Source organism: Krasilnikovia sp. M28-CT-15, assembly GCF_047159595.1.
GTDB lineage: Bacteria > Actinomycetota > Actinomycetes > Mycobacteriales > Micromonosporaceae > Actinoplanes.
This window is the reverse complement of the sequence record NZ_BAAGAK010000001.1, coordinates 568,589-591,592: the sequence shown is the minus strand read 5'-3', so window position 1 is coordinate 591,592 and position 23,004 is coordinate 568,589. Positions and strand designations below refer to the sequence as shown.

Sequence of the window (23,004 nt, the reverse complement as noted above, 5' to 3'; positions counted from 1 at the left end):
GTCTTCGGACGCGACGGTCCGCGAGGGGGCTCCTGCCGGGTGGGCGGCCGGGCGGGTGCGGTCAGTCGACGTCGACCCAGTCGAGCGTGCGGCGTACCGCCTTGTGCCAGCCGGTGTAGCCCTTCTCCCGTTGCTCTTCGGTCCACTCGGGCTGCCAGCACTTGTCTTCGTTCCAGTTCTGGGCGAGTTCCTCGGTGTCGCGCCAGAAGCCGACCGCGAGGCCGGCCGCGTACGCGGCGCCCAGTGCGGTGGTCTCGGCGACGACCGGCTTGGAGACGGTGACGCCGAGGATGTCGGCCTGAAGTTGCATGCAGAGTTCGTTGGCGGTGATGCCACCGTCGACGCGCAGCACGTCGAGGGTGACGCCGGAGTCGCGGGCCATCGCCTCGATGACGTCGCGGGTCTGGTAGCAGATGGATTCCAGCGTCGCCCGGGCCAGGTGCGCGTTGGTGTTGTAGCGGGAGAGCCCGACGATGGCGCCGCGCGCGTCCGATCGCCAGTACGGCGCGAACAGTCCGGAGAACGCCGGGACGAAGTACACCCCGCCGCTGTCGGTGACCTGGCGGGCCAGCGCCTCGCTCTCCGACGCGCCGCTGATGATGCCGAGCTGGTCGCGCAGCCACTGCACGGCGGAGCCGGTGACCGCGATGGAGCCTTCCAGGGCGTACACGGGTTTGTCGGTGCCGAACTGGTAGCACACCGTGGTGAGCAGCCCGCTGCGGGAGCGCACCGCCTCGGTGCCGGTGTTGAGGAGCATGAAGTTGCCCGTACCGTAGGTGTTCTTCACCTGGCCGACCCCGAAGCAGACCTGCCCGACCGTGGCGGCCTGCTGGTCGCCGAGGTCGCCGGTGAGAGCAACCTCGCCGCCGAACGGCCCACCGGTCAGGGTGTGGCCGTAGCCCTCGGGGTCGGAGGAGGGGCGGATCTCGGGGAGCATGGCCCGGGGGATGTCGAAGAAGGACAGCAGCTCGTCGTCCCAGTCGAGCGTTTCCAGGTCCATCAGCATGGTGCGGCTGGCGTTGGTGACGTCGGTGACGTGCACGCCGGAGTCGACCCCGCCGGTGAGGTTCCACAGCAGCCAGCTGTCGGTGTTGCCGAACACGGCTTCCCCGGCCTCGGCGGCCGTGCGGACGCCGTCGACGTTCTCCAGGATCCAGTGGATCTTCCCGGCCGAGAAGTAGGTCGCGGGCGGCAGACCGGGCCTTGCGGCGGATGACCTCGCCGCGGCCGTCGCGTTCCAGGGCCGCGGCGATGCGGTCGGTACGCGTGTCCTGCCACACGATCGCGTTGTAGTACGGCATCCCGGTGCGGCGGTTCCACACCACGGTGGTTTCGCGCTGGTTCGTGACGCCGAGCGCGGCCAGATCGGTGGCCCGCAGTCCCCTGGCGTGCATCGCGGTGCGGATGACCGAGCAGGTGCGTTCCCAGATCTCCAGCGGGTTGTGCTCGACCCATCCGGCCCGCGGCAGGATCTGCTCGTGTTCGAGCTGGTGACGGCCCACCTCCCGACCCCCGTGGTCGAAGATCATGAAGCGGGTGCTCGTCGTGCCCTGGTCCACGGCGCCGACGAAGTCAGCCATGCGGATCTCTCCTCGCGGGTTGTCCGAACCGGCGGCGCCACCGGTGTTCCGGACTCCGACGCTAGGAAGGGCCGATATGGCGGTCAATGAAGGCGGTTCGACATTGTCGAACGTTGTCCGCCGATCACGACTCCGCTAGCATCGCGAGATGCCCGGAAATGTCCAGTCCATCGAGCGTGCGGCCGCGATTCTGCGCCTGCTGGCGGGCGGGCAGGGACAACTCGGTGTGGTCGAGATCGCACGCTCCCTCGGCCTGCCCAAGGGCACCGCCCACGGCATCCTGCGGACCCTGCAACATGTCCGCTTCGTCGAGCAGGACAAGACCTCCGGCAAGTACCACCTCGGCGCGGCCCTGCGGCACCTGGACACCAGTTACCTGGACGCCAACGAACTGCGCTCGCGCGCCATCAACTGGGCCGACCCCCTCGCCGCCCGCAGCGGCGAGGCGGTCCGCGTCGGGGCCCTGCTCGACGGCGAGGTCCTCGTCGTCCACCATGTCTTCCGGCCCGACGACACCCTGCAGACCCTCGACATGGGTACGGTGCTGCCCCCGCACGCGTGCGCACTCGGCAAGGTGCTGCTGGCCTTCGACGCCGCCGCCGAGGCCCAACTGCTACGCGGCGAGCTGGAGCCGTACACCCATCGCACCATCGTCGACCGGCGGGCGCTGGCCCGCGCCCTGGCCGAGCTGCGCGAGGCCGGGTGGGGCCTCGACGTGGAGGAGACGACCGTCGGCCAGGCCGGTGTCGCCGCGCCCATCCGCGGGCACGGCGGCCTCGTCGTCGGTGCGATCGGAATCACCGGCGCCGTCGAGCGCATCTGCGACACCAGAGGGCGGCCGAAACCCAAACTGGTCACGTACGTGTGTGACGCCGCGCGCGCGGTCTCCCGGGACCTGGGCGGGGCACGATGGTGAGCACCGGGCAGGAGCGGCCGTGACTGAACGCTATGTGCTCTCGATCGACCAGGGCACCACGTCCACCCGGTGCATCGTCTTCGACCAGCGCGGCCATCTGGTCTCCGTGGTCCAGCGCGAACACCGCCAGTTCTTCCCCAGATCCGGCTGGGTCGAGCACGACGCCATGGAGATCTGGCAGCACGTGCGGCGCCTGGTGCCCGGCGCGTTGCGCCAGGCCGGGATCACCGCCGATCAGGTGGCGGCGATGGGCATCACGAACCAGCGCGAGACCATCGTGCTGTGGGACCGGCACACCGGCGTCCCGATCGGCCGGGCGATCGTCTGGCAGGACACCCGTACGGCCGGGCTGGTCGAGGAGCTGGGCACCGCACCGGGCGCGGATCTGGTCCGGCAGCGGTGCGGGTTGCCGTTCGCGCCGTACTTCTCCGGGCCCCGGGTGCACTGGCTGCTGGAGCACACCCCCGGGCTGCGTGTCCGCGCGGACCGCGGCGAGGTGCTGCTGGGCACCATGGAGAGCTGGCTGATCTGGAACCTCACCGGTGGCACGGACGGCGGCATCCACGTCACGGACGTCACCAACGCCAGCCGCACCATGCTGATGGACATCCGGTCGTTGCAGTGGGACTCCGGGGCGCTGTCGTTCTTCGGCATCCCCGCCTCGATGCTGCCGGAGATCCGCTCGTCGGTGCGGGTGTTCGGGCCGGCGCGGGCGGTGCTGCCCGGCGTACCCATCGCGGCGGCGCTCGGCGACCAGCAGGCCGCACTGTTCGGGCAGACCTGCTTCGCGCCCGGCGACGCGAAGTGCACGTACGGCACCGGCGGCTTCCTGCTGCTCAACACCGGCACCCACGTGGTGGAATCCACCCACGGTCTACTCAGTACGGTCGCCTACCAGATCGGCGACGAACCCGCGGTGTACGCGCTGGAGGGCCCGATCGCCGTCACCGGCTCGCTCGTGCAGTGGGTCCGCGACGGGCTCGGCCTGATCGGCAGCGCACCGGAGATCGAGACGCTCGCCCGGACCGTGCAGGACAACGGCGGTTGCTACATCGTACCCGCGTTCTCCGGGTTGTTCGCCCCGCACTGGCGCAGCGAGGCGCGCGGGGTGATCGTGGGACTGACGTCGTATATCACCAAAGGCCACCTGGCCCGGGCGGTGCTGGAGGCGACCGGCTGGCAGACCCGCGAGGTGGTCGACGCGATGAACGCCGACTCCGGCCTCGCCCTGCGCAGCCTCAAGGTGGACGGCGGCATGACGTCGGACAACCTGCTCATGCAGTTCATCGCGGACGTGCTGGACGTGCCGGTCGACCGGCCCATGGTGGCCGAGACGGTCTCGCTGGGCGCGGCGTACGCGGCCGGTCTCGCGGTCGGCTACTGGCCGGACCTCGACGCGCTGAGCGACCACTGGCACCGCGCCGCGCAATGGCTGCCCCGGATGGACCCGGACCGCCGCGCCGAGGAGTACGACAACTGGCAACGCGCCGTACAACGCACGTTCGACTGGCAGAAGCCCCGCCCCGCACAGGCACCGTGACCGGTCAGCTGGCCCCGGCGGGCGGCACGGGACGGCTTCCCCGGAGCGCATGCCCGCGATGCTTCATCGGCGTCGGGCCGGCTCCCGCCCGCGGCGTCAGTTCGAGCGGTCGACGCTGAGCAGTGACTGGACCAGGGCCAGCACATGGCGCCGGTCGGTCGCGTCGAGCCGGGTCAGTGCCGCGACGAGCAGCTTGAGTTCGGGGTCGGGTGTGGACTCCTGCCAGGCGGCGAGCCCGGCCGCGGACGCCGCGGCCGCGCGTACCACACCCACCGGCACGGTCAGGCCCTCGGCGAGCCCTTCCAGGGTGGCGCGATGCGGCGGCCGGCGCAGGTTGTCGGCCGTGGCGAGATGGTGGACCGTCGAGCGTGGGATGCCGCCCCGGCGCGCCACGTCGGCGTACGACCAGCCCCGCTCCGCCATCCGGTCACGGATGAGCTGTTGTAGAGGGTTCATCGAGCACCCCGTAGTCGTGATCGCCGCCGAAGGGTTTCACATTTTACCCATGCAGATATCAAATGTATCGAAAGCCATCTAAGCCTTGTTCCTCTCTACCACCACGCGTAGCGTCCGATATCGATGGACGTTCTGTCCAGGAAGATCGGACGTTGGGAGGAACGATGTCAGCGATGACGTACGCACCGACCATGCCGACAGCCAACCCGGGCCAGATGCCCGGCGGCTGGGGCGGCGACGGCAACGCGTACGGCCCACAGCAGGGCGGACCTCGGTTCGGCCCGGAGCAGATGCAGCACGCCCAGCAGCAACTGGCGCACCGCATCGCGTTGCAGCTGATCCGCCAGCAGGTTCTGCACGTGCTGGCGCAGCAGCCCGGCCTCACCCAACAGCTGGAGCAGATGACTCTCATCCAGCAGCAGGCGCACTCCCACCCGCTGGTGCAGGTGCTCGCCCAGCAGCCCCAGCTGCAACAGGTAGCGCAGCAGGCCATCCAGCAGCTCACCTACTCCGGGGTGCTCCAGCTCGCCCAGCAGGTCGCACAGCAACTGGTGCAACAGCAGCTGATCCAGCAGCAGAGTTCGCAACAGCAGCAGCAGTTCGGCCAGCAACAGCAGTTCACCCAGCAGTACGGCACTCAGCCGGGTCAGGGCCAGCAGCAGGGCTACGGCCAGCAGGGTCTTGGCCAGCAGGGCTACGGCCAGCAGGGTTCTGGCCAGCAGGGCTACGGCCAGCAGGGTTCTGGCCAGCAGGGTTCTGGCCAGCAGGGTTCTGGCCAGCAGGGCTACGGCCAGCAGGGCTTTGGCCAGCAAGGCTACGGGCAGCAGGGCCCCGGCCAGCAAGGATTCGGCCCGCAGCAGCAGTTCCCGTTCGCCTCCTCCGGCGGCGGCCAGTTCGGCCGGTAGCGGGTCTCGTCCCGCCGTACACCGGCGATCCCTTCGGGCATCCGTCCCATCAGGACTTTCTCGGCCCGCGCGTACCCCTCAGGTGATCGGCACCCATCGGTGGCCGACGCTCGTGCGCCGAACCGTAACCCCCGACCCGATCGCGGTGTGCCAGCGCACGACATGTCAGCGGAGCTGGGCCGCCGCCCCGCGGCCCAGCTCCGGCGCCGGTGGTGTGCAGCGTGCCCGCCGACGCAGGAATCACCGTGCCGAGCCGGACGGCCCGGGCCGGCGCGGGAGAAGCGGAAGGAGCAACGCCATGGCCGAACACGGCCAGGCTCCCGGCACCGGCCAGCCGAAGGGGCGGCCCGACAAGGCCGCGGACCGGCGGGCCGAAGCCGGCGCAGCGACGCCACCACCCGGCAGCCGGACCGGCGCCGGCGGGGACCCGCCGTCCCGGCGGACCGAGCCGGGCAGGCCGCGCGAGCGCACCACCGGCAGCCGCGGCCCCGCCGCGGGCGACACCGACGAGCACACCGGAACCCTCCGGCCGCGCTCCGAGCGGTACCTTGTCGCCCCGACCGGCTGGGCCACCGGCGGACGCACCGGGCCCACCGACCCGGCCGCGGACGCCCAGCACCTCATCGAGGCACTGCAACGAAACCCCGACCTGCGGGTGCTCCGCGTCATCCGCAGCACCGAGCACCAACCCGGCGGCGGCGCCGTGCCGGTGTACCGGTCCGGCAGCCGGTTCCCGGCCGTCGCCGTGGTCGAAGCGACCCCGGAGCAGGCGGCGATCCTGGCCGCACGCCCCGAGTTCCACGTCGACATCGACCACCCGCTCGCCCAGGACGAACAGCTGCCACCATGGGCGCACACCCCGGGCACGGGCACCCTGGACGAGGCGGTGCCGATCCGGTTCCAGGTCCGCGACGACCACGGCGACGCATTGCCCGACGCGGTGGTCTACGTCCACGGCGGCCGCTACCCGGTCGTGGCCCGGACCGGCGCCGACGGCACCGCGGAGGTGACCGTTCCGGCCGGATCACCCGACGCCGTCCGCGGGGTGTACGTGCGCCCCCGCGCCGACTGCTGGAGCACGGTCATCGACCGGCCGGACCTGTCCGGCACCGAGCCCAACACCGTGGTCTGCCGACGGCTCGACACCACCGCGAGCGAGCGCCACGGCGACGGCTGGGCACGCCGGGCGATGGGATTCGACCGGCTCCCGCCGACCTACCGGGGCCACGGCGTACGGATAGCGGTGATCGGGTCCGGAGTGGATGCCGGACGCCTCGACGCCGCCGAAGGCATCATGGGTGGCATCGACGTGATCGGTCAGGACGAGAAGTCCTGGGACCAGGACCTCATCGGGCGCGCCACCCACCACGTCGCGCTGATCCTCGGGCACGACGGGGACCATCTCGTCGGCCTCGCCCCCGAGGCGGAGGTGCACGTCTGCCGGGTGCTGCCCGGCGGGCGGCTCAGCGACCTGATCGAGGCGCTCGACTACTGCATCGCCCAGGAGGTCGACGTCATCGACCTCGGCACGTACGCGGGCGGCGCGGCCGGGCTCGTGGCGTACAAGCTGGAGGAGGCCCGGCAGGCCGGCATACTCTGCGTGGCCGCGGCCGGGGACACCGGCGGTCCGGTGATGTTCCCCGGCACCGTGCCGGCGGTGCTCACCGTGGGCGCGATCGGCCGGCTGGGCACCTGCCCGCCGGAAAGCCTGCACATCTCCCAGCTGTCCGGTGTGCCGACGCCCGAAGGGTTCGCACCCGCCCGGTTCAGCTGCGCCGGGCCCGAGGTCGACCTCTGCGCGCCCGGCGTGGGGATCGTCTCGGCGGTCGCCCCGGAGGGACGCGCGGCCCTCGACGGCACGGGCATCGCGGCGACCCACGTCGCGGCACTGGCGGCGCTCGTCCTCGCCCATCACCCGGATTTCCGGTACGGATTCGGGATGCGCGGCCCGGCCCGGGTGAACCGGCTGGCTCAGTTGATCATTGCGAGCTGCCGTCCACTCATGGGCGGTGACCCGTACCGGTGCGGTGCCGGGAGGCCGGACGCCCCGGTCGCGGTCGGGCTCGTTCCGCACTGGATGCCGGTCGGCGGCCCCGAGGCCGCCATGCCGGGACCGGCATTCAACCCGGGCGGCCAACCCGCGGCCGGGTACGGATATCCCATGGCCCCGATGCCGCCGCAGGTGGTGGCGCTGACGGCGGCGGTGCGGGCCGCCGGGTTCCTCGTCCCTGAGCCGGACGAGTGACCTGACGGCCCTCAGGGCTCGCGACGGCGGGCCCGGCGGTGTGGCCGGGCGGGCCCACGAGGTCCGCCCGGCCCACCATAACCAGAACGTCTGGCGGTAACCGGCCCCCTCCGCATCAGCCGATGCGAGGATCGACGACGCGACGATCCATACGACGCCCCGGGTTGTGGAACGATGCCCTCTGTGGAGCTTCGCGACAGCGGACTTGTGGTGTGGGACGTGGACGGGACGCTGATCCCGGCGGACCTTCGGTGGCTGCGCAGATCGATCGCCCAGACTTTCGGACTCGCCGAGGCCGCGATCGTCTTCCCTGAGACGAAGGTGCATGGGTACACGGACGAGTCAATTGTCATTGACACTGCGATCGCGTCGGGCGTTTCGCGACGAGAGGCCGAAGGTGGGGTCGCCCGATTCCACGAGGCACTTGCCACCGTGATGGATGAGGGACGTGCGGAACTTTCCCTGGTCCAGCCACCGTATCCGGGAGCAGCCGACAGCATTTCCGCGTTGCAGCTCTGCGGCCTGCGGCAGACTGTACTTACCGGCAATCTCCGCCTGGCCGCCGAGATCAAGCTCGGCACACTGGGCTTGGACAGACACCTGGATCTCCGGATCGGGGCGTTCGGCTCGGACGACCGTGATCGGTTCAGGCTTCCCCGCGTCATCGCCCGGCGATTCGCGCGGATGTACGGCTACGACCTCGACGCGAGCCGGACCGTTGTTATCGGCGATGCCCCCAACGACATCGCGTGCGCGAGGCAGGCTAGATTCTCCGTTGTCGTGGTTGCCCATCGCGCAAATCGAGATGAGTTGGCCGCTTTCCATCCTGACGCGATCCTCGACCGCCTTGACCCGGAGAAGGTCGTCTCAGCAGTTCGGTCACTGCTCAACGCGGCGCCGTCGAAGGACTAGACAACTCTCATCCTCAGGTCCAGCTCGCGTACGGAAGGCTCGCCGCTCCACAGCGCGAGCCGCTGGCGGGCCTGCCGAGCGCGCCTGATACCCCGAAGATTTCCGACCAGCCGCAGTTGTTCGTACGTCTCGCCCAGCACCTTGCAGGACGCTTCCATTTCACCGATCTGTGCATACGCGGCTGCGAGATCGACCCGCGCCGCGAGGGAAACGTTGAGGTTCCGCCCATCCGCTTCCAGTTCCGCAATCGCGACTTCGAGTGTCTCGACGGCCTTGCCCGGCTCATCCATCAATACAAGGCAGGTACCCTCATAGACCCTCAGTCGTGATGGATTCCAATCGCTGTAGAGTCCCACACAGTCCGCGGGAACGATTTCGGTCGCGGCATCGTGCGCTCGGGCGAGCGCGGACTCGGTTTGACCGGCAAGCTTCAGTGCCGCGAACGCCTGCGCTTGTTCTGCGGCGATCCTGGCACGTGCTGGAGGGCTCAGCCACATGGACGCGGCTGCAGCCTCTTCGAGGAGACGGAGGCCGATCATGATGTCTCCGTCTTCCTCGATCAAGTTGGCAGCACCGGAGTGCAGATTGCTTTCGAATATCCGCGCGGTAGCACCGAGTCGTCGATCCTGCAGCCGATCTCCCACACCTCGGGCGTACGCACAGTGAGCCAGCGCCATAGCGCGATTGCCAAGCGCGCTCCACAGGCGACTCGCGACCACGGAAGCCTCCCCGAGCATCAATCCGATCTCCACGCGCAGCGGATCGTTCTTCCCCGCCTTGCGAAGCAGCGTCGAAAGGCAGTCACGATGGGCCTCGACAAGACTCAGCAGAGCCTCGGGTGCCACTGTTTGACGTTGTCGGGCAAGCATGCTGGTCACGAGGGCAAAGCTGTGCCAACTGCCCGAGATGCCAGGAGCGTCGGCCTCCCCAAGATCCGCGGACGCGGATCGCATTTCGATGCTCCGGGGGATGGGTTGTATTGCGCTGTCGTCACCCTGATCCCTGGACCGGAGAATAGCCGCACTGATTCCGCGTTCGGTATGGCGGGGCCGGTGGAGACCGAGTTCGTGATCGGCCGCTACTCCGGCGACCATTCTCAGCGCTGCCCGCCGCTCGGCACCCGGCCAGTGGTGCTCACCGCGCTCCAATTTCCCGATCCAGCGAGCATCGACGTAGTAGCCAGCAAGGTTGCGGCAAGGGAAGAGCCTGTCGAGGGCCTGGTTCACGGCATCGGCCATCTCATGTCGGGACATCGTCTGCCCTGGATGGCATGGTGACTGAATCCGGCCACGGGCTTTGATCAACGGCACGTTCGCGCGACGGTTCGCCTCGGTTCTTGGATGACGCGGCATTGCACCTCCTCTGCGCCACCCAGTACATCAACGGCACGCCGACCTTTCAATGAAGCGAGTAACGAGCTGCAGCGACTCCGCGACATATAACTGCAGCTCACGGCGTGATCGGACCGCAAGTCCGCACCGGAGGTCGGGCACAACGCCGGTATTCCCGATCGCTGGTTGATCCTAAATCGTGGTCCTGGGACGAGTTGCCCGCTGCCCCCGTTCATCGCGAACAACTCGGCACCCCACCCTGACCTCGATCGGCCTCGCTGCCACGCCTACGCCAGAACGACCCGGAGGAGTCCGACATGGACGCACATCGCTACAGATCATTGCCTTCGACACCCTGGATGCGGCGGCGCAGCCGGTCGACTCCGGTCGAGCCCGTTCACCGGCCACGCCGACGCTGGGCGTTTCGGCGCCAATGCGTGTGCGGGCTGCGGTGGCCGTGTTTGGACCGTCGGCTTGACCGCTCCACTTCGCAGGCGATCGCGCCGCATCGGCCGTCGCGGCCTGGCCACACCGAGATCCTGCCGCAGCTGGGGTGGCTCACCTTGACTCCAGGGCAGCAATACCGCTCGAACATCGGATGCCGATGACGGATGAGTGCCGCTGGTCTCACGGCGGCGTTGTGCTGCGGCGGGGGCTGCGGCTCCATGTCATGGAGGCCGACTACAAGTACGGCCTGGGAGATATCGATCTGGTTATCCGTACGGTCCTGGGCATTGTCACCGCCCGTGGCGAATGCTGGGTGGAATTGGCGGTGGACGAGACGCTGTGGGATCACAGCACCCGATCCCGGCTTGTCCAGGTCCGCGTTGCCGCGCTACCTGGGGCGGTAGCCCCGGATGGATGAGATCGATCGGTCCACCTCCCGCCCGAAGGCAGCGATGGGCGGATGTCCTCGTCCTCCCGGCCGATGTCGTTGGCCCGGAAGTCGTTGCTCCGATGCCTATGTAGGTTGCCTGGCCTTGCGGCGCCCACGTAGCCTCTGCGTTCATGAAGATGATCACAAACGGCCGCATTCCTACCGTGCTGGCCGCTGGCGTCACCCTTCTGGTAGGAGCGGCCGGGACCGTGACCCCCGCGTACGCGTACGCGGGCGCGGGCGCGACCCCCGGCACCGCCGGCCTGGGCGACCGCCTGTATCCCAAGCTGGGCAACGGCGGATACGACGTCCTCAACTATGACCTGAGCCTGAAGTACGCGGCGAAGGACCCCAAGCAGACCGTCGCCGGCAGCGTGTCGATCTGGGCGAACGCCACCCAGAACCTGTCCCGCTTCGACCTCGACTTCGGCGGCGGCCAGGTCGGCGCCGTGTCGGTGAACGGGGCCGCGGCCACGTTCACGCGCTCGGGCGAGGAACTGGTCATCACCCCGGCCCGCGCCCTGCCCAAGGGCAAGGCGTTCAGGGTCATCGTCAGCGGCTTCACCGCGACGCCGGTGACGCCGAGCGCCGACGCCCCGGACGGGTTCGTGACCACCCCTGACGGCTCGGTGCTGGCGGGCCAGCCCGCCTCGAGCCACAAGCTGTTCCCGAGCAACGACCACCCCCGGGACAAGGCGACGTACACGATCCGGCTGACCGCCCCCGTGGGCTGGACCGGCGTGGCGAACGGCCGGCATGTCACGGACCGTACGCAGAACGGTTACACAACGTCGGTGTACCGCGAGTCGAAGCCGATGGCCAGCGAGCTGGTGCAGGTGGCGGTCGGCGACTTCGTGGTGAAGAACCGCAAGGCCGTCAACAACGTGCCGATCCGCGACGTGGTCCCGCGCCGGCTGGCCAGCAAGCTGCTGCCCAAGGCGGATGTCGAGCGCAAGCAGCTCGCCTGGATGACCAAGCAGGTCGGGGCGTACCCGTTCGAGAACTACGGGTCACTGGTGATCGACGCGAACCTCGGCTTCGCCCTGGAGACGCAGACCCTCTCGCTGTACGACACGGGCCTGTTCGGCGCCCCGAAGTACGTGCTCGACCCGGTCATGACGCACGAGCTGGCGCACCAGTGGTTCGGTGACAGTGTCGCCCCGAAGTCGTGGAGCGACGTCTGGCAGAGCGAGGGCCACGCCACCTGGTACGAGCTGCTCTACGCCGCCGACACGAAGGCCTTCAAGAAGTACACCGGCTTCAGCAACCGCGACGCGTACTTCAAGAACGTCTACCAGCGGGGCAACCAGACCCGCGCCAAGTACGGTCCGGTCGCGCGCCCGAAGGGGTCCGCCTCGGTGTGGGACGTGTTCAACCCGAACGTGTACGACGGTGGCGCGCTGGTCCTGTACGCCCTGAAGCAGAAGGTCGGGGCCGCCAAGTTCCAGAAGATCGAGCGCGCGTGGGTGAAGACCTACCGCGGTAAGTCCGCCTCCACGCAGGACTTCATCGCGCTCGCGTCGAAGACCTCGGGCCGTAACCTCAAGACCTTCCTGAACAGCTGGCTGTACGGCAAGAAGGTCCCGGCGATGCCGGGTCACAAGGACTGGAAGGCGTCCGCCGCGCGCTGACCGCATCCGGTGCGCCGAGGCCCGACGCCGGGCCTCGGCGCACCGTTCTTTCCATCCCGTTCCCTCACGAGATCAGCAACGGGTACTCACCTGGACCCATTCCTTCTGAGGCACGCCGACGGGGTCCGGGGGACATCGACCGCTGAATGGCCATACCGTCACCAGATGAGCCTCATCGAGGGCGACCGGCGGACCTTCTACCAGCTGCTGATCAACACGCTGCTGGTCTCGGTGATCAACTTTACGGTCTGGTTCGCGATCACCTTCTACGTCTACCTGCAGACCCGTTCGGTCTTCGCCACCGGCGTGATCTCCGGGATCTTCCTGGTGCTGACCGCCACCACCGGCATCTGGTTCGGCAGCCTCGTCGACCACCACCGCAAGAAGACGATGATGCAGGTGTCGGCCGCGGCATCCCTCGGCCTGTACGCCGTCGGTTTCGCGATCTACCAGCTCTCCCCGCGTGCGGCGTTCACCGACCCGGCCAGCGTGCATCTGTGGGGTCTCATCGTCGCGCTGATGCTCGGCGTCATCGCGGGCAACATCCGCACCATCGTGCTGCCCACCCTCGTGACGGTGCTCATCGCCGAGGAGACCCGGGACCGGGCCAACGGCCTGGTCGGCACGACCTCGGGGGTCTCGTTCCTCGTGACGTCCGTGATCAGCGGGGTACTCGTGGCTGCCGGGGGCATGTACTGGGTGCTGATCCTGGCCCTGGTGGTCCTGGCCGTCGCCGTGGTGCACCTGGCCGCGGTCGCCGTGCCGGACGCACCGGCCGGCGCGCACCCGGACGGCACCGGAGAGCACCGGGTCGACCTGCGCGGCACCATCGGGGTGGTGCGCGAGGTGCCGGGGCTGATGGCCCTGATCGTCTTCTCCGCGTTCAACAACTTCCTCGGCGGCGTTTTCATGGCGCTGATGGACGCGTACGGGCTGTCGATGATGTCGGTGCAGGCGTGGGGTCTGCTCTGGGGAGTCCTGAGTACGGGATTCATCGTCGGCGGGCTGCTCGTCGCGCGTACCGGCCTGGGCGCGAACCCGGTGTGGCTGCTGCTGATGGTCAACGTCGTGCTGTGGGGCGTCACCGTGGTGTTCCCGCTGCGTGCCTCGATCGTCCTGCTGGGCGCGGGGATGTACGCGTACATGCTGCTCATGCCGTACGCGGAGGCGGCCGAGCAGACGGTGCTCCAGAAGGTGGTGCCGTTCGAGCGGCAGGGCCGGGTCTTCGGCTTCGCGCAGAGCGTCGAGCAGGCCGCGTCCCCGCTGACGGCCTTCGTCATCTCACCGATCGCCCAGTTCGTCTTCATCCCGTTCATGACGGTCGGCTGGGGGGCCGAGGCGATCGGCGGCTGGTTCGGCACCGGGGCCGATCGTGGACTCGCGCTGGTGTTCGTGCTGACCGGCGTCGTCGGGCTGGTGGCCACGGTTGCGGCGCTGCGCAGCCGTCCGTACCGGAATCTGAGCAGCCGCTATCTGCTGGGCCCGGCGGGTACCGCCGAGCCCAGTCCGGTGGATCAGGGCTGAGCCGGCTACGCGTCGAGCAGCTGCTCGCGCAGGATGTCCGCGTGCCCGCAGTGCTGGGCGAGCTCGCGCAGCACGTGCAGATACACCCAGCGCAGCGGGAGCGGGCCGCGCCTGTTGCCGCGAAGCAGGTCGTCCAACCCCAGTTCGGAGGTACGGCGGCGGGAGGCGGCGCACGCCTCACGGTGCGCCCGCTGCACGCTGGCGATGGTGTCCCCGTCGTCGAGGATGAACGACTCGTCGGGCGTGGCCGGGATGCCGATCTCGGTGCGCGAGCGGCACGTGATGGCCTCCTCGAACCACACCTGCTCGACGAATGTCGCGTGCTTCACCAACCCCAGCAGGGTGGTCCGGGAGGGCACCAGCCGTCGGCGGGCCTGTTCCTCGGTGAGGCCCGTCAGGCAGTCGTGCAGCGCGCCGCGGTGCTCGTCGAGGAACACCTCCCATTGCGCGCGGAGCGGCTGACCGAAGACCTGAGTGGCGGTGGTGTCGGCGAACGACGGCATGGATGAACCCTGCCAAGATCGGCCGCAGCGGACAACCACCTCCGCGGCCACGTCGCCCGCTATCCCTCGGCCTCCGTGATGGTGGCTTCTGGTGCGGGTACTCGCTCTCCCCCATGCGGCGAGATCGTGGCCGGGATCGTCGTGGCGGTCCTGCCCCGCTTCGGTGGCTGCCTCGTGGCCGCCTGGCTCGGCGGCATCATCCTCAACCTGCTGCTGCTCGGCGACTTCTACGACGTGGCCCTGCGCGACTTCGGCCTGCTCATCGGCGCTCTGGCCCTGGCCCGGCTGGCCACCGCCATCGCACCCGGCGGGCTGCTGCAGCGCCGCTGACCCGCGGCCCCGGTGGCTGCGCCTGTCGACGCGGCAGCCACCGGGAGCAGCGCCGTTCGAGTCAGGCCACCGCGTCGAACAGCGGTGCCAGCATCAGCGCCGCCGCACCGGTGGCGACGGCGTCGGCGCCCGCGGCGGTCAAGGTGACGCCGACCCGCTGCCGGTCGGGTTCGGGCAGATGGGCGCCGATCGCCGCGGCCACCTCACCCGGGTATCGCCCGGCGTCGGCGAGGACGACCGGGCCGCCCAGGACGACGTGCTCGACGTCGAGCAGCCGGACGAGGTTGGCCGCCGCGATCCCGACCAGCCGGGCCGCGCCCGCCACGTCCCCGGCGTCGACCGCGGCCCGGCACAGGACCTCCAGACAGCCGCGGTTGCCACACGCGCAGACCGGCCCGTCCAGCTGGATGATCTGATGGCCGAACTCACCGGCGAGGGTCCGCCGTCCGTGGTGGACCCGGCCGCCGAGGACGAGACCGGCGCCGAGGCCGGGCCCGTGATAGACGTACGCGAAGCTGTCCGGCAACGCGGTGCCGGACAGGCATTCGCCGAGCGCGGCGGCGTTGGTGTCCTTGTCGAGGATGACCGGTGTGCCGAGCCGTTCGGCGGCCGTGGCCCGCAGCGGGAAGCCGTCCCAGGCGGGCAGCCCGGTCACCCTGTGCAGGACACCGGTGCCGTGGTCGAGCGGGCCGGGGCAGGCGATGCCCACGCCCAGCATCCGGCCGCTGTCGCCGGCGTCGGCCAGCACGGCGTGGACCGCGTCGACCACGGCGTCCAGGGCGCGCCGGGGACCGGCGGACATCCCGTACGCAATGTGCCGCCGGGCGACGGCGCGACCGGTCAGGTCGGTGCGCACGACGGTGGCGTCGGCACGGTCGAGGTGCACCCCGACCGCGAAGCGCGCGGCGGGATCCAGCCGCAGCAGCGTGCGCGGCTTGCCGCCGGTGTCGCCCGCGCGACCGGCCTCGGTGACCAGGCCGTCGTCGCGCAGGCGGTTGACGATCTTGGTGATGGCCTGGGCGGTGAGACCGGTCCGGCCGGCCAGCTCCACCCGGCTGATGCCGTCGGCACCGCGCACGAGGTCGAGCACGAGGGCGGCGTTGTGGTCCCGGACGGCCGGCAGGTTGGCGCCCGCGGCGCCCCGGACTGCGCTGGGCATGGTGACCATTCTTGCCTACGCTTGCCGTAAGTCAACAGTGTTGATTAACTGGCCGCATGAGCACACCGACCCTGCGCGTCGGGCTGATCGGCTACGGCCTGGCCGGCGCGACGTTCCACGCCCCGTTCATCAGCACCAACCCCGGCCTGCGGCTCAGCGCAGTGGTGACCGCGAACCCCGACCGGCGCGACCAGGCGACCCGCGACCACCCGGGCGCCGAGATCGTGGCCGACGCCGATGCGCTCTGGGCGCGCGCGGACGACCTCGACCTCGTCGTGGTCGCCACCCCCAACCGCAGCCACGTGCCGCTGGCCCGGGCCGCCCTGGAGGCGGGGCTGCCGGTCGTGGTCGACAAGCCGCTCGCGGCCACCGCGGCCGACGGGCAGGCCCTGGTCGACCTCGCCGCCGCCCGCGGACTGCCGCTGACCGTGTTCCAGAACCGGCGCTGGGACAGCGACTACCGGACCGCCCGCCGCCTTGTCGCGGAGGGCGCACTCGGTGAGATCCTGCGCCTGGAGTCCCGGTTCGAGCGGTGGCGCCCCACCCCGGGCACCGGCTGGCGCGAGCGCGACGACCCGGCCGAGGCCGGTGGCCTGCTCTACGACCTCGGCAGCCACCTCATCGACCAGGCGCTGCACCTGCTCGGTCCGGCCACCGAGGTGTACGCCGAGCTGGAGCGCCGCCGACCCGGCGCGCGGGTGGACGACGACGCGTTCGTGGCGCTGCGCCACGCGGGCGGGGCCCGTTCCCACCTGTGGATGAGCGCGGTCGCCGCCGACCCCGGGCCGCGGCTGCGGCTGCTCGGCGACCGGGCCGCCTTCACGACGTACGGGCTGGACGGCCAGGAGAGCGCGTTGCGGGCCGGACGACTGCCGGGCGGCCCGGACTGGGGCCGGGAGGACCCGCAGCAGTGGGGACGGCTGACCACCGACGGCACCAGCGAGACCGTGCCCAGCGAGCCGGGCGCGTATCCGGACTTCTATGCGGGAGTGGTCGCCATGCTGCGCGACGGCGCCCCGCCCCCGGTCGACCCCCGCGACTCGGTGGCCGGGCTCGCGATCCTGGAAGCCGCCCGCCGTTCCGCCACGGAACGACGGGTGATCACGCTGCCGGACACCCCGTCGCACTGATTGGCCCGTCCGCCCCGGGCCCGGACCAAGCCCGTCCGACCCGGGCCCGGACCAAGACGGAAGGCCGCCGGAACGGAAGGCCCGGGGCGGCAAGCTGCAGGCGGCGATGCGTCAACTTCGGCCGCAGGCGGCCGATATCGAGAGGGTTGAGGTTTCGGTCCTGGGAGGATGCCATGCCGGCACGGTGGTCGGGTCGTCCGGTGCCGGACAACGCCGCGGCCCAGTGGGTCGCCCGCCTGCCCCGCGTGGGCCTGGGCAGCGTCGTCGGCCGGGAAATGATCGTGCAGTCGCCGTCGCACGTCCGCAGCGGCGACCTGATCATCTCGGGCGGGGAGCGGTACCGGGTGGACCGGACCGATCCCCCGGTCAACAACGTCGTCCAGGTCCACCTCGCCTACAACGAGGGACGGCGCAGCCTCTACCTGCACGCCTCGTCGCCGGTGCGGGTGGTGCGCGCCAAGCGCCGCAAGAAGCGCTCCGACACACCCGCGTGACTCGCCCGCCGGGGCAACCGGCCCGACCAACGGCGCGGGTACGACTCATTCGGCTCCGCGGCGCCGCTGTTCGAGGAGCTGGCTGAAAACGTACTTTCGGATGTTGTCCGCTTCCTTCATTTTCAGGTCGGTGAATGACAGGCCGAGCTCGGTCGGTCGTTCCTCATCGCCGCGCAGTACCCGAACCACCGTCGCGGGCGCGACCATCTGCTGACCGGCGTCGAATTCGGCGACCACGGAGTCCCCCACTTTGACCCCGGCATCCTTCTGAGCGTTGCAGCGCAGTCCGCCCTCACTGATGTCGATGGCGATGACCTCGAGTTGCTTGCCCGAATGCTTCACCACCACCGGCAGGGTCACGCTGGCCCGGACGAACGCGCGCCGCTGGCAGCGCGTCGCCGGTGCGGTGAGGCGCACCGTCCAGCTCGGTCCGGGCTGCCGGCTCGTCTCCAGCACTTCGAGAGGCGCCTGCCGCAGGTTGCCCGCGGTGCCCCAGACGATCAGGCCACCCTCGCCCGGTTCGGGCAGCACGAAGTGCCCGGTGCGATCGATCGGCTCGGTGAGCAGCACGGTATCCCCGGTGACGGCGCTGACCACCGCGGCGAGTGGTTCGGGGCGGGAGTCCAGCGTCACGTCGACGAGATCGTTGACGTCGGGGAGGTCTACCGGGTCAGCGCTACCCACCTGCTCCTCCCTGTCACTGGGCCGCGGGGCCGCACGCACACCGCATCTATGGGGAAGGATAGTCGCCTACCCGGCAACACGTCCTAAAACGGGGCAATTGTCTTGGCGTCGGCGTGCTGTCAGAACGGCGGCACGGTCCCGGCATTCCTGTCAGCAGCGCGTCGCCCAATCTGACAACACTGGAATCGACGCAGGTCAGTGCGGGTCTGACAGTTCTGACACCAATGCGGCAGTACCGAACGGCCGGAGTCCCCTTGCAAGGTGATCCCCGTTCCACCGCGACTTTCCAGATCCCGAGGAGGATCGATCATGCGTACCCGGCTCACCGTCGGCATCGCCGCGCTGTGCGCGGCCGTCGGCATCCCGGCCCCCGCGCGAGCCGCACCGCTCGAACCGGTGTCCGCCGCCACGACCGCGACCGCGCTGCCGGTCGTCAACATGGAGGCCACCGTCCTGGCCGCCCAGATCGACCCGCGCCGCCCCGACAACACGCTGACCCCGGGCGCGAAGTCCTCCGTTCTGGCCGTCGAACAGGCGCTGCAGGCGCAGCACCTGCTGGACGCGCAATGGGTCGACGGCTACTTCGGCACCCAGACCGTCACGGCGTATTCGGCCTACCAGCGCTCCCTCGGGTACACGGGCCTCGACGCCAACGGGCTGCCCGGCACGACGTCGCTGACCAGGCTGGGGCAGCACCGGTTCACCGTCAGCCACCAGATCAGCGCGGGCGCGAAGGTCCAGCGCGACGGGAAGGTCGTGGACGCCCGCACCCAGGCGATGCTCACCGAGGCGGAGCGGCTGCTCGGTGCCCGCCTGAAGCTCGACCAGGGCTCGTACAACCCCGGTGGCGACCCGACCTCGGCCGGCACCCACGACGGCGGCGGGGTCGTCGACATCTCCGTCACCGGGATGAACGCCGCCACCCGCACCGCCACCGCCCGCGCGCTGCGTCAGGTCGGCTTCGCCGCCTGGGTCCGCGACCCGAGCCAGGGCGACTGGCCGTGGCACATCCACGCCGCCGCGATCAACGACACCGACCTGTCCACCCAGGCCCAGCACCAGACCGGCGACTACTACCTCGGCCGGAACGGCCTGGCGAATCAGAAGCCCGACGACGGGCCCAAGGTCGCGATCCACACCTGGGAGGAATACCAGCGCAGTCACTGACCCCGACCGTCCCGACCAGATCATCCGAACATCCTCGCGAAAGAGGGATCATGCTTCAGCTTCGAAGGGCGCTCGGTATCGCCGGCGCCGCCCTGGCCATCGCCACCTCCGTCCTCGCCCTCGGTTCGCCCGCGCAGGCGGCCTCCCGCGACGGAATCTGCGACAGCGGCGAGTTCTGCTACTACTTCAACAGCGACAACGAGGGATCGGTCTCGGACTTCACCGGTTCGGTCGATGACTACGGCACCGAGCAGCCCTCGTGCTACGACTTCAAAGGCGCCGGCAACGGCAAGGGCAAGTGCGTCAAGAACGAGGCCGCCTCGGTCTGGAACCGGAGCGACAAGACCGTACGGGTCTACTTCAACAGCAACTACAGCGGCTCGTACCAGGACTTCGCGGCCGGCGCCAAGGGCAACCTGAACGCCACGCTGAAGAACAACAACGCCTCGCACCAGTTCTCGCCGTCATCGCGCACGAACCTGTCGTTCGCGCTGTACCAGACCGGTGGCGGCTCGGTCACGTGCGGCTTCGACGGCTACACGTCCACCCCTGGCCGGCACGAGGGCATCGACATCGCCCGCAGCGTCGGCTCGGACGTGCACGCCCTGGTGTCCGGAACGGTCATCTACGTCGCCCGGGGCGCCACCGGTAGCGGCGGGCTGTCCACGATCGCCGTCTACAACTCCGCGGCGGACAAGACGGTGATCTACCTGCACACCGCACCGAAGTCCGCGGTGAGCGTGGGCGATGCCATCAGCCGCGGCGAGGTCATCGCCGATGAGTCGTGGCACGGGGTGTCCTCCAGCTCGGCCGCACACACCCACGTCGAAGTCCGGCCCGGACGCCAGACCCACGCCGCCGTCAGCGTCGGCGACCCCCACCTGGACAACCCGGACCCGACCTCGTTCTGGAACTCCCAGGGCTACAACGAGAAGTGACGCGAGAATGCGAATGACCAAGTTGAGAAGAGTTTCGGGTGTGCTGGCCGTCCTGGTCGCGGCACTCGTCGGGACCGCGGTGGCACCCGGTGCGGCATTCGCCGCCGACCGTGACGGCAGCTGCGACAGCGGCGACTTCTGCTACTACTTCAACAGCAACCAGGGCGGTTCCCTCTCCGACTTCACCGACTCCATGGAGGACTACGGCGCGACCCAGCCGTCCTGCTACGAGTTCAAGGGTGCGGGTGAGGGCAAGGGCGTCTGCGTGAAGAACAACGCGGCCTCGGTGTGGAACCGCACCAGCAAGACCGTCCGGGTGTACTTCAACAGCAACTTCAACGGTGCCCACCAGGACTTCGACCCCGGCGAGAAGGGCAACCTCAACGCCACGCTGAAGAACAACAACGCCTCGCACGATCTGCTCGGGTCATCGACGAACCCGACCGGGTGCAAGACCGACGGCACCAACACCACGCTGCCCAGCACGATCCTGGTCTACCGGGTCAGCCTCGGTCGCGTGGACCGGGTGGACTTCAAGACGTACGTGAAGAACGTCCTGCCGAACGAGTGGATCGGCAGCTGGCCGAACGCGTCGCTCGATGCCGGCGCCGTCGCGGTGAAGAACTTCGCCTGGTACTGGGCACTGCACTCGACCCGCAAGACCTCGGGTGGCAAGTGCTACGACGTCGCCGACACCACCGCTTCTCAGGTGTACAAGCCGGGTTCGGCCCAGGCGGCGACGTCCGCCGCCGTGGACCGCACCTGGTCGAGCCGGGTCACCCGCGGCGGCGACATCCTCGAGACGCATTACTGCGCGACCACGACCGCGTGCGGAAGCTCCTGGGTGAGCGGCGACTGGATGTCCCAGAACGGGTCGGCCGACCAGGCGCGCCAGGGCAAGAACTTCCGGGAGATCCTGCACTACTGGTACCGCAACGTCGCCGTCTCCTGACGGCCACGCCCCCAACCGGGCCGCCCGCCGAGCACCCCCCGGCGGGCGGCCCCCCTGGCGAGCCCGGACCACCCGAGCGGCGTGAGGTGAGCTCAGGGCACGGTGATCGTGACGGTCGCCGTGCTGGTGGCCGCGGGCAGCCGGGTCATGTCGACCGCGAGGAACTCACCGTCGTCCTGCCTGCCGGTGGCCGGGGAGACCTTGGCACGCAGCGTGAACGGTGTCGTGCTCGACTGCGTGAGGCCGTCGATGCCGAAGTCGCTGTCGTTGCTCAGCACCACGTACCGGCCGCCGCGCAGCGCGGCCACCCCCTCCAGCTTGTCGTGGGAGAAGAACCTCGCCGCCGGGTCGAGCGTGGTGAGCAGGCCGGTGACGTCCAGGAACGGCGTCTTGGCGACCGGGGTGACCCCGGCCGCCGCGAGGGTGGCGGTGGCCGTCGCGGTGTCCTGCTTCCCGACGGTCGCCTCGAGGCTGGCGCCGTCGATGAGGTAGCCACCCTTGGCGGTGTCGTAGCCGGGCACGGCCGGGCCGACGTCGGTCGCCCCGGTCACGTCGATCTTCCACAGCTTCTTGTACGCCCCCGGCGGGAACTTGCCGTCCCGCTCGTCCACCAGGAACGTGGTCGCCGACAGCGCGGTGATCTCGCTGACCGCGGTGCCGGTGTCCTTCGGGTTGTCCAGCAGGTACACGTACTCGTGGGTGGCGCGGGTGCGCAGGTCGACCGTGACGATCCGGACCGCGGTGACGTTGCCCGGCTTCTGGGTCAGGTCCGGCTGCTGCAACGCGGACTGCATCACGCCGACCAGGGTCCGCCCGTCGGGGGTGACGGTGAGGCCCTCCATGCCCTTGTTCGGCACCCGGTTGGCGAGTTCGGCGGGCAGGCCGCCACCGGACGGGGACAGGCGTTCGAGCTGGCGGCCGCGGGCGTCGAAGTGGGTGAGCAGCGGGCCGTATTCGTCGGACACCCAGAACGTGCCGTCGGGCAGCGCGACCAGGCCCTCGGAGTCGTAGCCGGTCGGGTCGGCGGGCAGCGGGGTGCCGTTCAGGTCGGTGATGGTCTCGCCGGTGTTGGCCTGGGTGTTGAGATGCCCCGTGTACGGCGTGCCGTCCGGCAGCTTCAACGTGATGGCCCGTTGCAGCACCGCGCGGCCGTCGCGGGTGAGCCGGAACCTGCCGATCCGCGGGTGGAAGTCGGGCAGCGGTTCGACCTTCGAGGAGTTCGGGCCGTCCACGTTGGGCCCGCGGTCGGTGAGGCCGTAGAACTCGGTCGTGGAGCCGGGCACGGGGACCAGCGCGGAACCATATCCGCCGCCGGTGACGGTGACACCGCCGATGGTGGCCAGCGGCGGCAGGTGCGTCGTGAACAACCGCACCGCGTCGCTGACCGTGTACGTGAAGGTGTCCGTGCCGTGGAAACCGGCGGCGGGCGCGTACCGGAACGAGCCGTCCTGGTTGAGGGTGAGCGTGCCGTGTGCCGGGTCCGAGTGCGCGACCAGGGTGACCGGGTGTCCGCTGTCGTTGCGCAGCACACCCCGGCGGGCGTCGACCGAGGTGGCGCCGGACAGGCGGTACGCGTCGTCGTGGGCGTGCGGGCCGGGTCGTCCCGGCCACGCGGCCGCCGCGTCGGGGGTGGCCAGGGTAAGCGCGAGCAGACCGGCACCGACAAGGGCGAGTCCGCGACGCGAAGCAAGCCGCGCGGCGGCTCGGCGGAAGGTGCGGGATGTCATGGC

21 protein-coding genes and 1 pseudogene are annotated in these 23,004 nt (G+C 70.0%); 14 read left to right on the top strand and 8 right to left on the bottom strand.

What is annotated here, in order from left to right; genetic code table 11:
* Positions 1-61: 61 nt before the first annotated feature.
* Positions 62-1,580, bottom strand: a pseudogene (glpK, locus tag ACMCNO_RS02920) (glycerol kinase GlpK).
* Positions 1,581-1,728: 148 nt separating this feature from the next.
* Here glpK (ACMCNO_RS02920) and ACMCNO_RS02915 point away from each other — a divergent pair.
* Both ACMCNO_RS02915 and glpK (ACMCNO_RS02910) read left to right on the top strand, forming a co-directional pair.
* Positions 1,729-2,496, top strand: coding sequence for an IclR family transcriptional regulator (locus ACMCNO_RS02915; protein ID WP_412747870.1), 768 nt, complete (start codon positions 1,729-1,731; stop codon positions 2,494-2,496).
* Positions 2,497-2,515: 19 nt separating this feature from the next.
* Positions 2,516-4,036: a glycerol kinase GlpK gene (gene glpK, locus ACMCNO_RS02910; protein ID WP_412747869.1), complete on the top strand. Its 1,521-nt coding sequence runs from the start codon at positions 2,516-2,518 to the stop codon at positions 4,034-4,036.
* A gap of 96 nt (positions 4,037-4,132) precedes the next feature.
* On the opposite strand, the gene ACMCNO_RS02905 is transcribed toward glpK (ACMCNO_RS02910), so the two are convergent.
* Together ACMCNO_RS02905 and ACMCNO_RS02900 are read right to left on the bottom strand one after the other, a co-directional pair.
* Entirely contained in the window at positions 4,133-4,492 is a 360-nt protein-coding gene (locus ACMCNO_RS02905) for a helix-turn-helix domain-containing protein (RefSeq protein WP_412747868.1), read from the bottom strand.
* 167 nt (positions 4,493-4,659) lie between these two features.
* Positions 4,660-5,334 carry a hypothetical protein gene (locus ACMCNO_RS02900; RefSeq protein WP_412747867.1) on the bottom strand — a complete coding sequence of 225 codons (675 nt, stop codon included), beginning with the start codon at positions 5,332-5,334 and terminating at the stop codon, positions 4,660-4,662.
* A gap of 361 nt (positions 5,335-5,695) precedes the next feature.
* Here ACMCNO_RS02900 and ACMCNO_RS02895 point away from each other — a divergent pair, with 361 nt between their 5' ends.
* Positions 5,696-7,642 carry a S8 family serine peptidase gene (locus ACMCNO_RS02895; RefSeq protein WP_412747866.1) on the top strand — a complete coding sequence of 649 codons (1,947 nt, stop codon included), beginning with the start codon at positions 5,696-5,698 and terminating at the stop codon, positions 7,640-7,642.
* Positions 7,643-7,825: 183 nt separating this feature from the next.
* The gene (locus ACMCNO_RS02890; protein ID WP_412747865.1) at positions 7,826-8,554 is read left to right on the top strand and encodes an HAD family hydrolase; all 729 of its coding nucleotides are present in this window, start codon (positions 7,826-7,828) and stop codon (positions 8,552-8,554) included.
* On the opposite strand, the gene ACMCNO_RS02885 is transcribed toward ACMCNO_RS02890, so the two are convergent.
* Positions 8,551-9,432, bottom strand: coding sequence for a hypothetical protein (locus ACMCNO_RS02885; protein ID WP_412747864.1), 882 nt, complete (start codon positions 9,430-9,432; stop codon positions 8,551-8,553). The two genes, ACMCNO_RS02890 and ACMCNO_RS02885, sit on opposite strands and share 4 nt — an antisense overlap.
* A gap of 174 nt (positions 9,433-9,606) precedes the next feature.
* Here ACMCNO_RS02885 and ACMCNO_RS02880 point away from each other — a divergent pair, with 174 nt between their 5' ends.
* The 4 genes from ACMCNO_RS02880 (at position 9,607) to ACMCNO_RS02865 (ending at position 13,917) form a co-directional block, all read left to right on the top strand.
* Positions 9,607-9,831, top strand: a complete 225-nt coding sequence (locus ACMCNO_RS02880; RefSeq protein ID WP_412747863.1) for a hypothetical protein — start codon at positions 9,607-9,609, stop codon at positions 9,829-9,831.
* 724 nt (positions 9,832-10,555) lie between these two features.
* Complete coding sequence (locus ACMCNO_RS02875; RefSeq protein WP_412747862.1) at positions 10,556-10,750, top strand: hypothetical protein; 195 nt, start codon at positions 10,556-10,558, stop codon at positions 10,748-10,750.
* Positions 10,751-10,893: 143 nt separating this feature from the next.
* A complete protein-coding gene (locus ACMCNO_RS02870; RefSeq protein WP_412747861.1) occupies positions 10,894-12,393 on the top strand; it encodes a M1 family metallopeptidase in 1,500 nt (499 codons plus the stop codon).
* A 165-nt stretch (positions 12,394-12,558) separates the two neighbouring features.
* Positions 12,559-13,917 (top strand): MFS transporter, encoded by a 1,359-nt coding sequence (locus tag ACMCNO_RS02865; RefSeq protein ID WP_412747860.1) that lies wholly within the window; start codon positions 12,559-12,561, stop codon positions 13,915-13,917.
* Positions 13,918-13,922: 5 nt separating this feature from the next.
* Here the strand turns inward: ACMCNO_RS02865 and ACMCNO_RS02860 are convergent, their stop codons facing one another.
* Complete coding sequence (locus tag ACMCNO_RS02860; protein ID WP_412747859.1) at positions 13,923-14,420, bottom strand: DinB family protein; 498 nt, start codon at positions 14,418-14,420, stop codon at positions 13,923-13,925.
* A gap of 126 nt (positions 14,421-14,546) precedes the next feature.
* Between ACMCNO_RS02860 and ACMCNO_RS02855 the strand changes: the two genes are divergently transcribed.
* Positions 14,547-14,750, top strand: coding sequence for a hypothetical protein (locus ACMCNO_RS02855; protein WP_412747858.1), 204 nt, complete (start codon positions 14,547-14,549; stop codon positions 14,748-14,750).
* A gap of 61 nt (positions 14,751-14,811) precedes the next feature.
* On the opposite strand, the gene ACMCNO_RS02850 is transcribed toward ACMCNO_RS02855, so the two are convergent.
* Entirely contained in the window at positions 14,812-15,909 is a 1,098-nt protein-coding gene (locus ACMCNO_RS02850; RefSeq protein WP_412747857.1) for an ROK family protein, read from the bottom strand.
* Positions 15,910-15,965: 56 nt separating this feature from the next.
* Here ACMCNO_RS02850 and ACMCNO_RS02845 point away from each other — a divergent pair, with 56 nt between their 5' ends.
* Complete coding sequence (locus ACMCNO_RS02845) at positions 15,966-17,039, top strand: Gfo/Idh/MocA family oxidoreductase (RefSeq protein ID WP_412747856.1); 1,074 nt, start codon at positions 15,966-15,968, stop codon at positions 17,037-17,039.
* Between the two features lie 173 nt (positions 17,040-17,212).
* The gene (locus tag ACMCNO_RS02840; protein ID WP_412747855.1) at positions 17,213-17,533 is read left to right on the top strand and encodes a hypothetical protein; all 321 of its coding nucleotides are present in this window, start codon (positions 17,213-17,215) and stop codon (positions 17,531-17,533) included.
* Between the two features lie 45 nt (positions 17,534-17,578).
* On the opposite strand, the gene ACMCNO_RS02835 is transcribed toward ACMCNO_RS02840, so the two are convergent.
* A complete protein-coding gene (locus ACMCNO_RS02835) occupies positions 17,579-18,217 on the bottom strand; it encodes a flagellar brake protein (RefSeq protein ID WP_412747854.1) in 639 nt (212 codons plus the stop codon).
* A gap of 309 nt (positions 18,218-18,526) precedes the next feature.
* On the opposite strand from ACMCNO_RS02835, the gene ACMCNO_RS02830 reads away from it, so the two are divergent.
* The 3 genes from ACMCNO_RS02830 to ACMCNO_RS02820 are packed head-to-tail and all read left to right on the top strand — an operon-like array spanning position 18,527 to position 21,274.
* On the top strand, positions 18,527-19,384 hold the full coding sequence (locus ACMCNO_RS02830) for a peptidoglycan-binding domain-containing protein (protein WP_412747853.1): 858 nt from the start codon (positions 18,527-18,529) through the stop codon (positions 19,382-19,384).
* Between the two features lie 50 nt (positions 19,385-19,434).
* A complete protein-coding gene (locus tag ACMCNO_RS02825; RefSeq protein WP_412747852.1) occupies positions 19,435-20,322 on the top strand; it encodes a peptidase inhibitor family I36 protein in 888 nt (295 codons plus the stop codon).
* A gap of 13 nt (positions 20,323-20,335) precedes the next feature.
* Positions 20,336-21,274 carry a peptidase inhibitor family I36 protein gene (locus ACMCNO_RS02820; protein WP_412747851.1) on the top strand — a complete coding sequence of 313 codons (939 nt, stop codon included), beginning with the start codon at positions 20,336-20,338 and terminating at the stop codon, positions 21,272-21,274.
* A gap of 92 nt (positions 21,275-21,366) precedes the next feature.
* On the opposite strand, the gene ACMCNO_RS02815 is transcribed toward ACMCNO_RS02820, so the two are convergent.
* Positions 21,367-23,001 (bottom strand): esterase-like activity of phytase family protein, encoded by a 1,635-nt coding sequence (locus ACMCNO_RS02815; RefSeq protein WP_412747850.1) that lies wholly within the window; start codon positions 22,999-23,001, stop codon positions 21,367-21,369.
* Between the last annotated feature and the right edge of the window lie 3 nt (positions 23,002-23,004).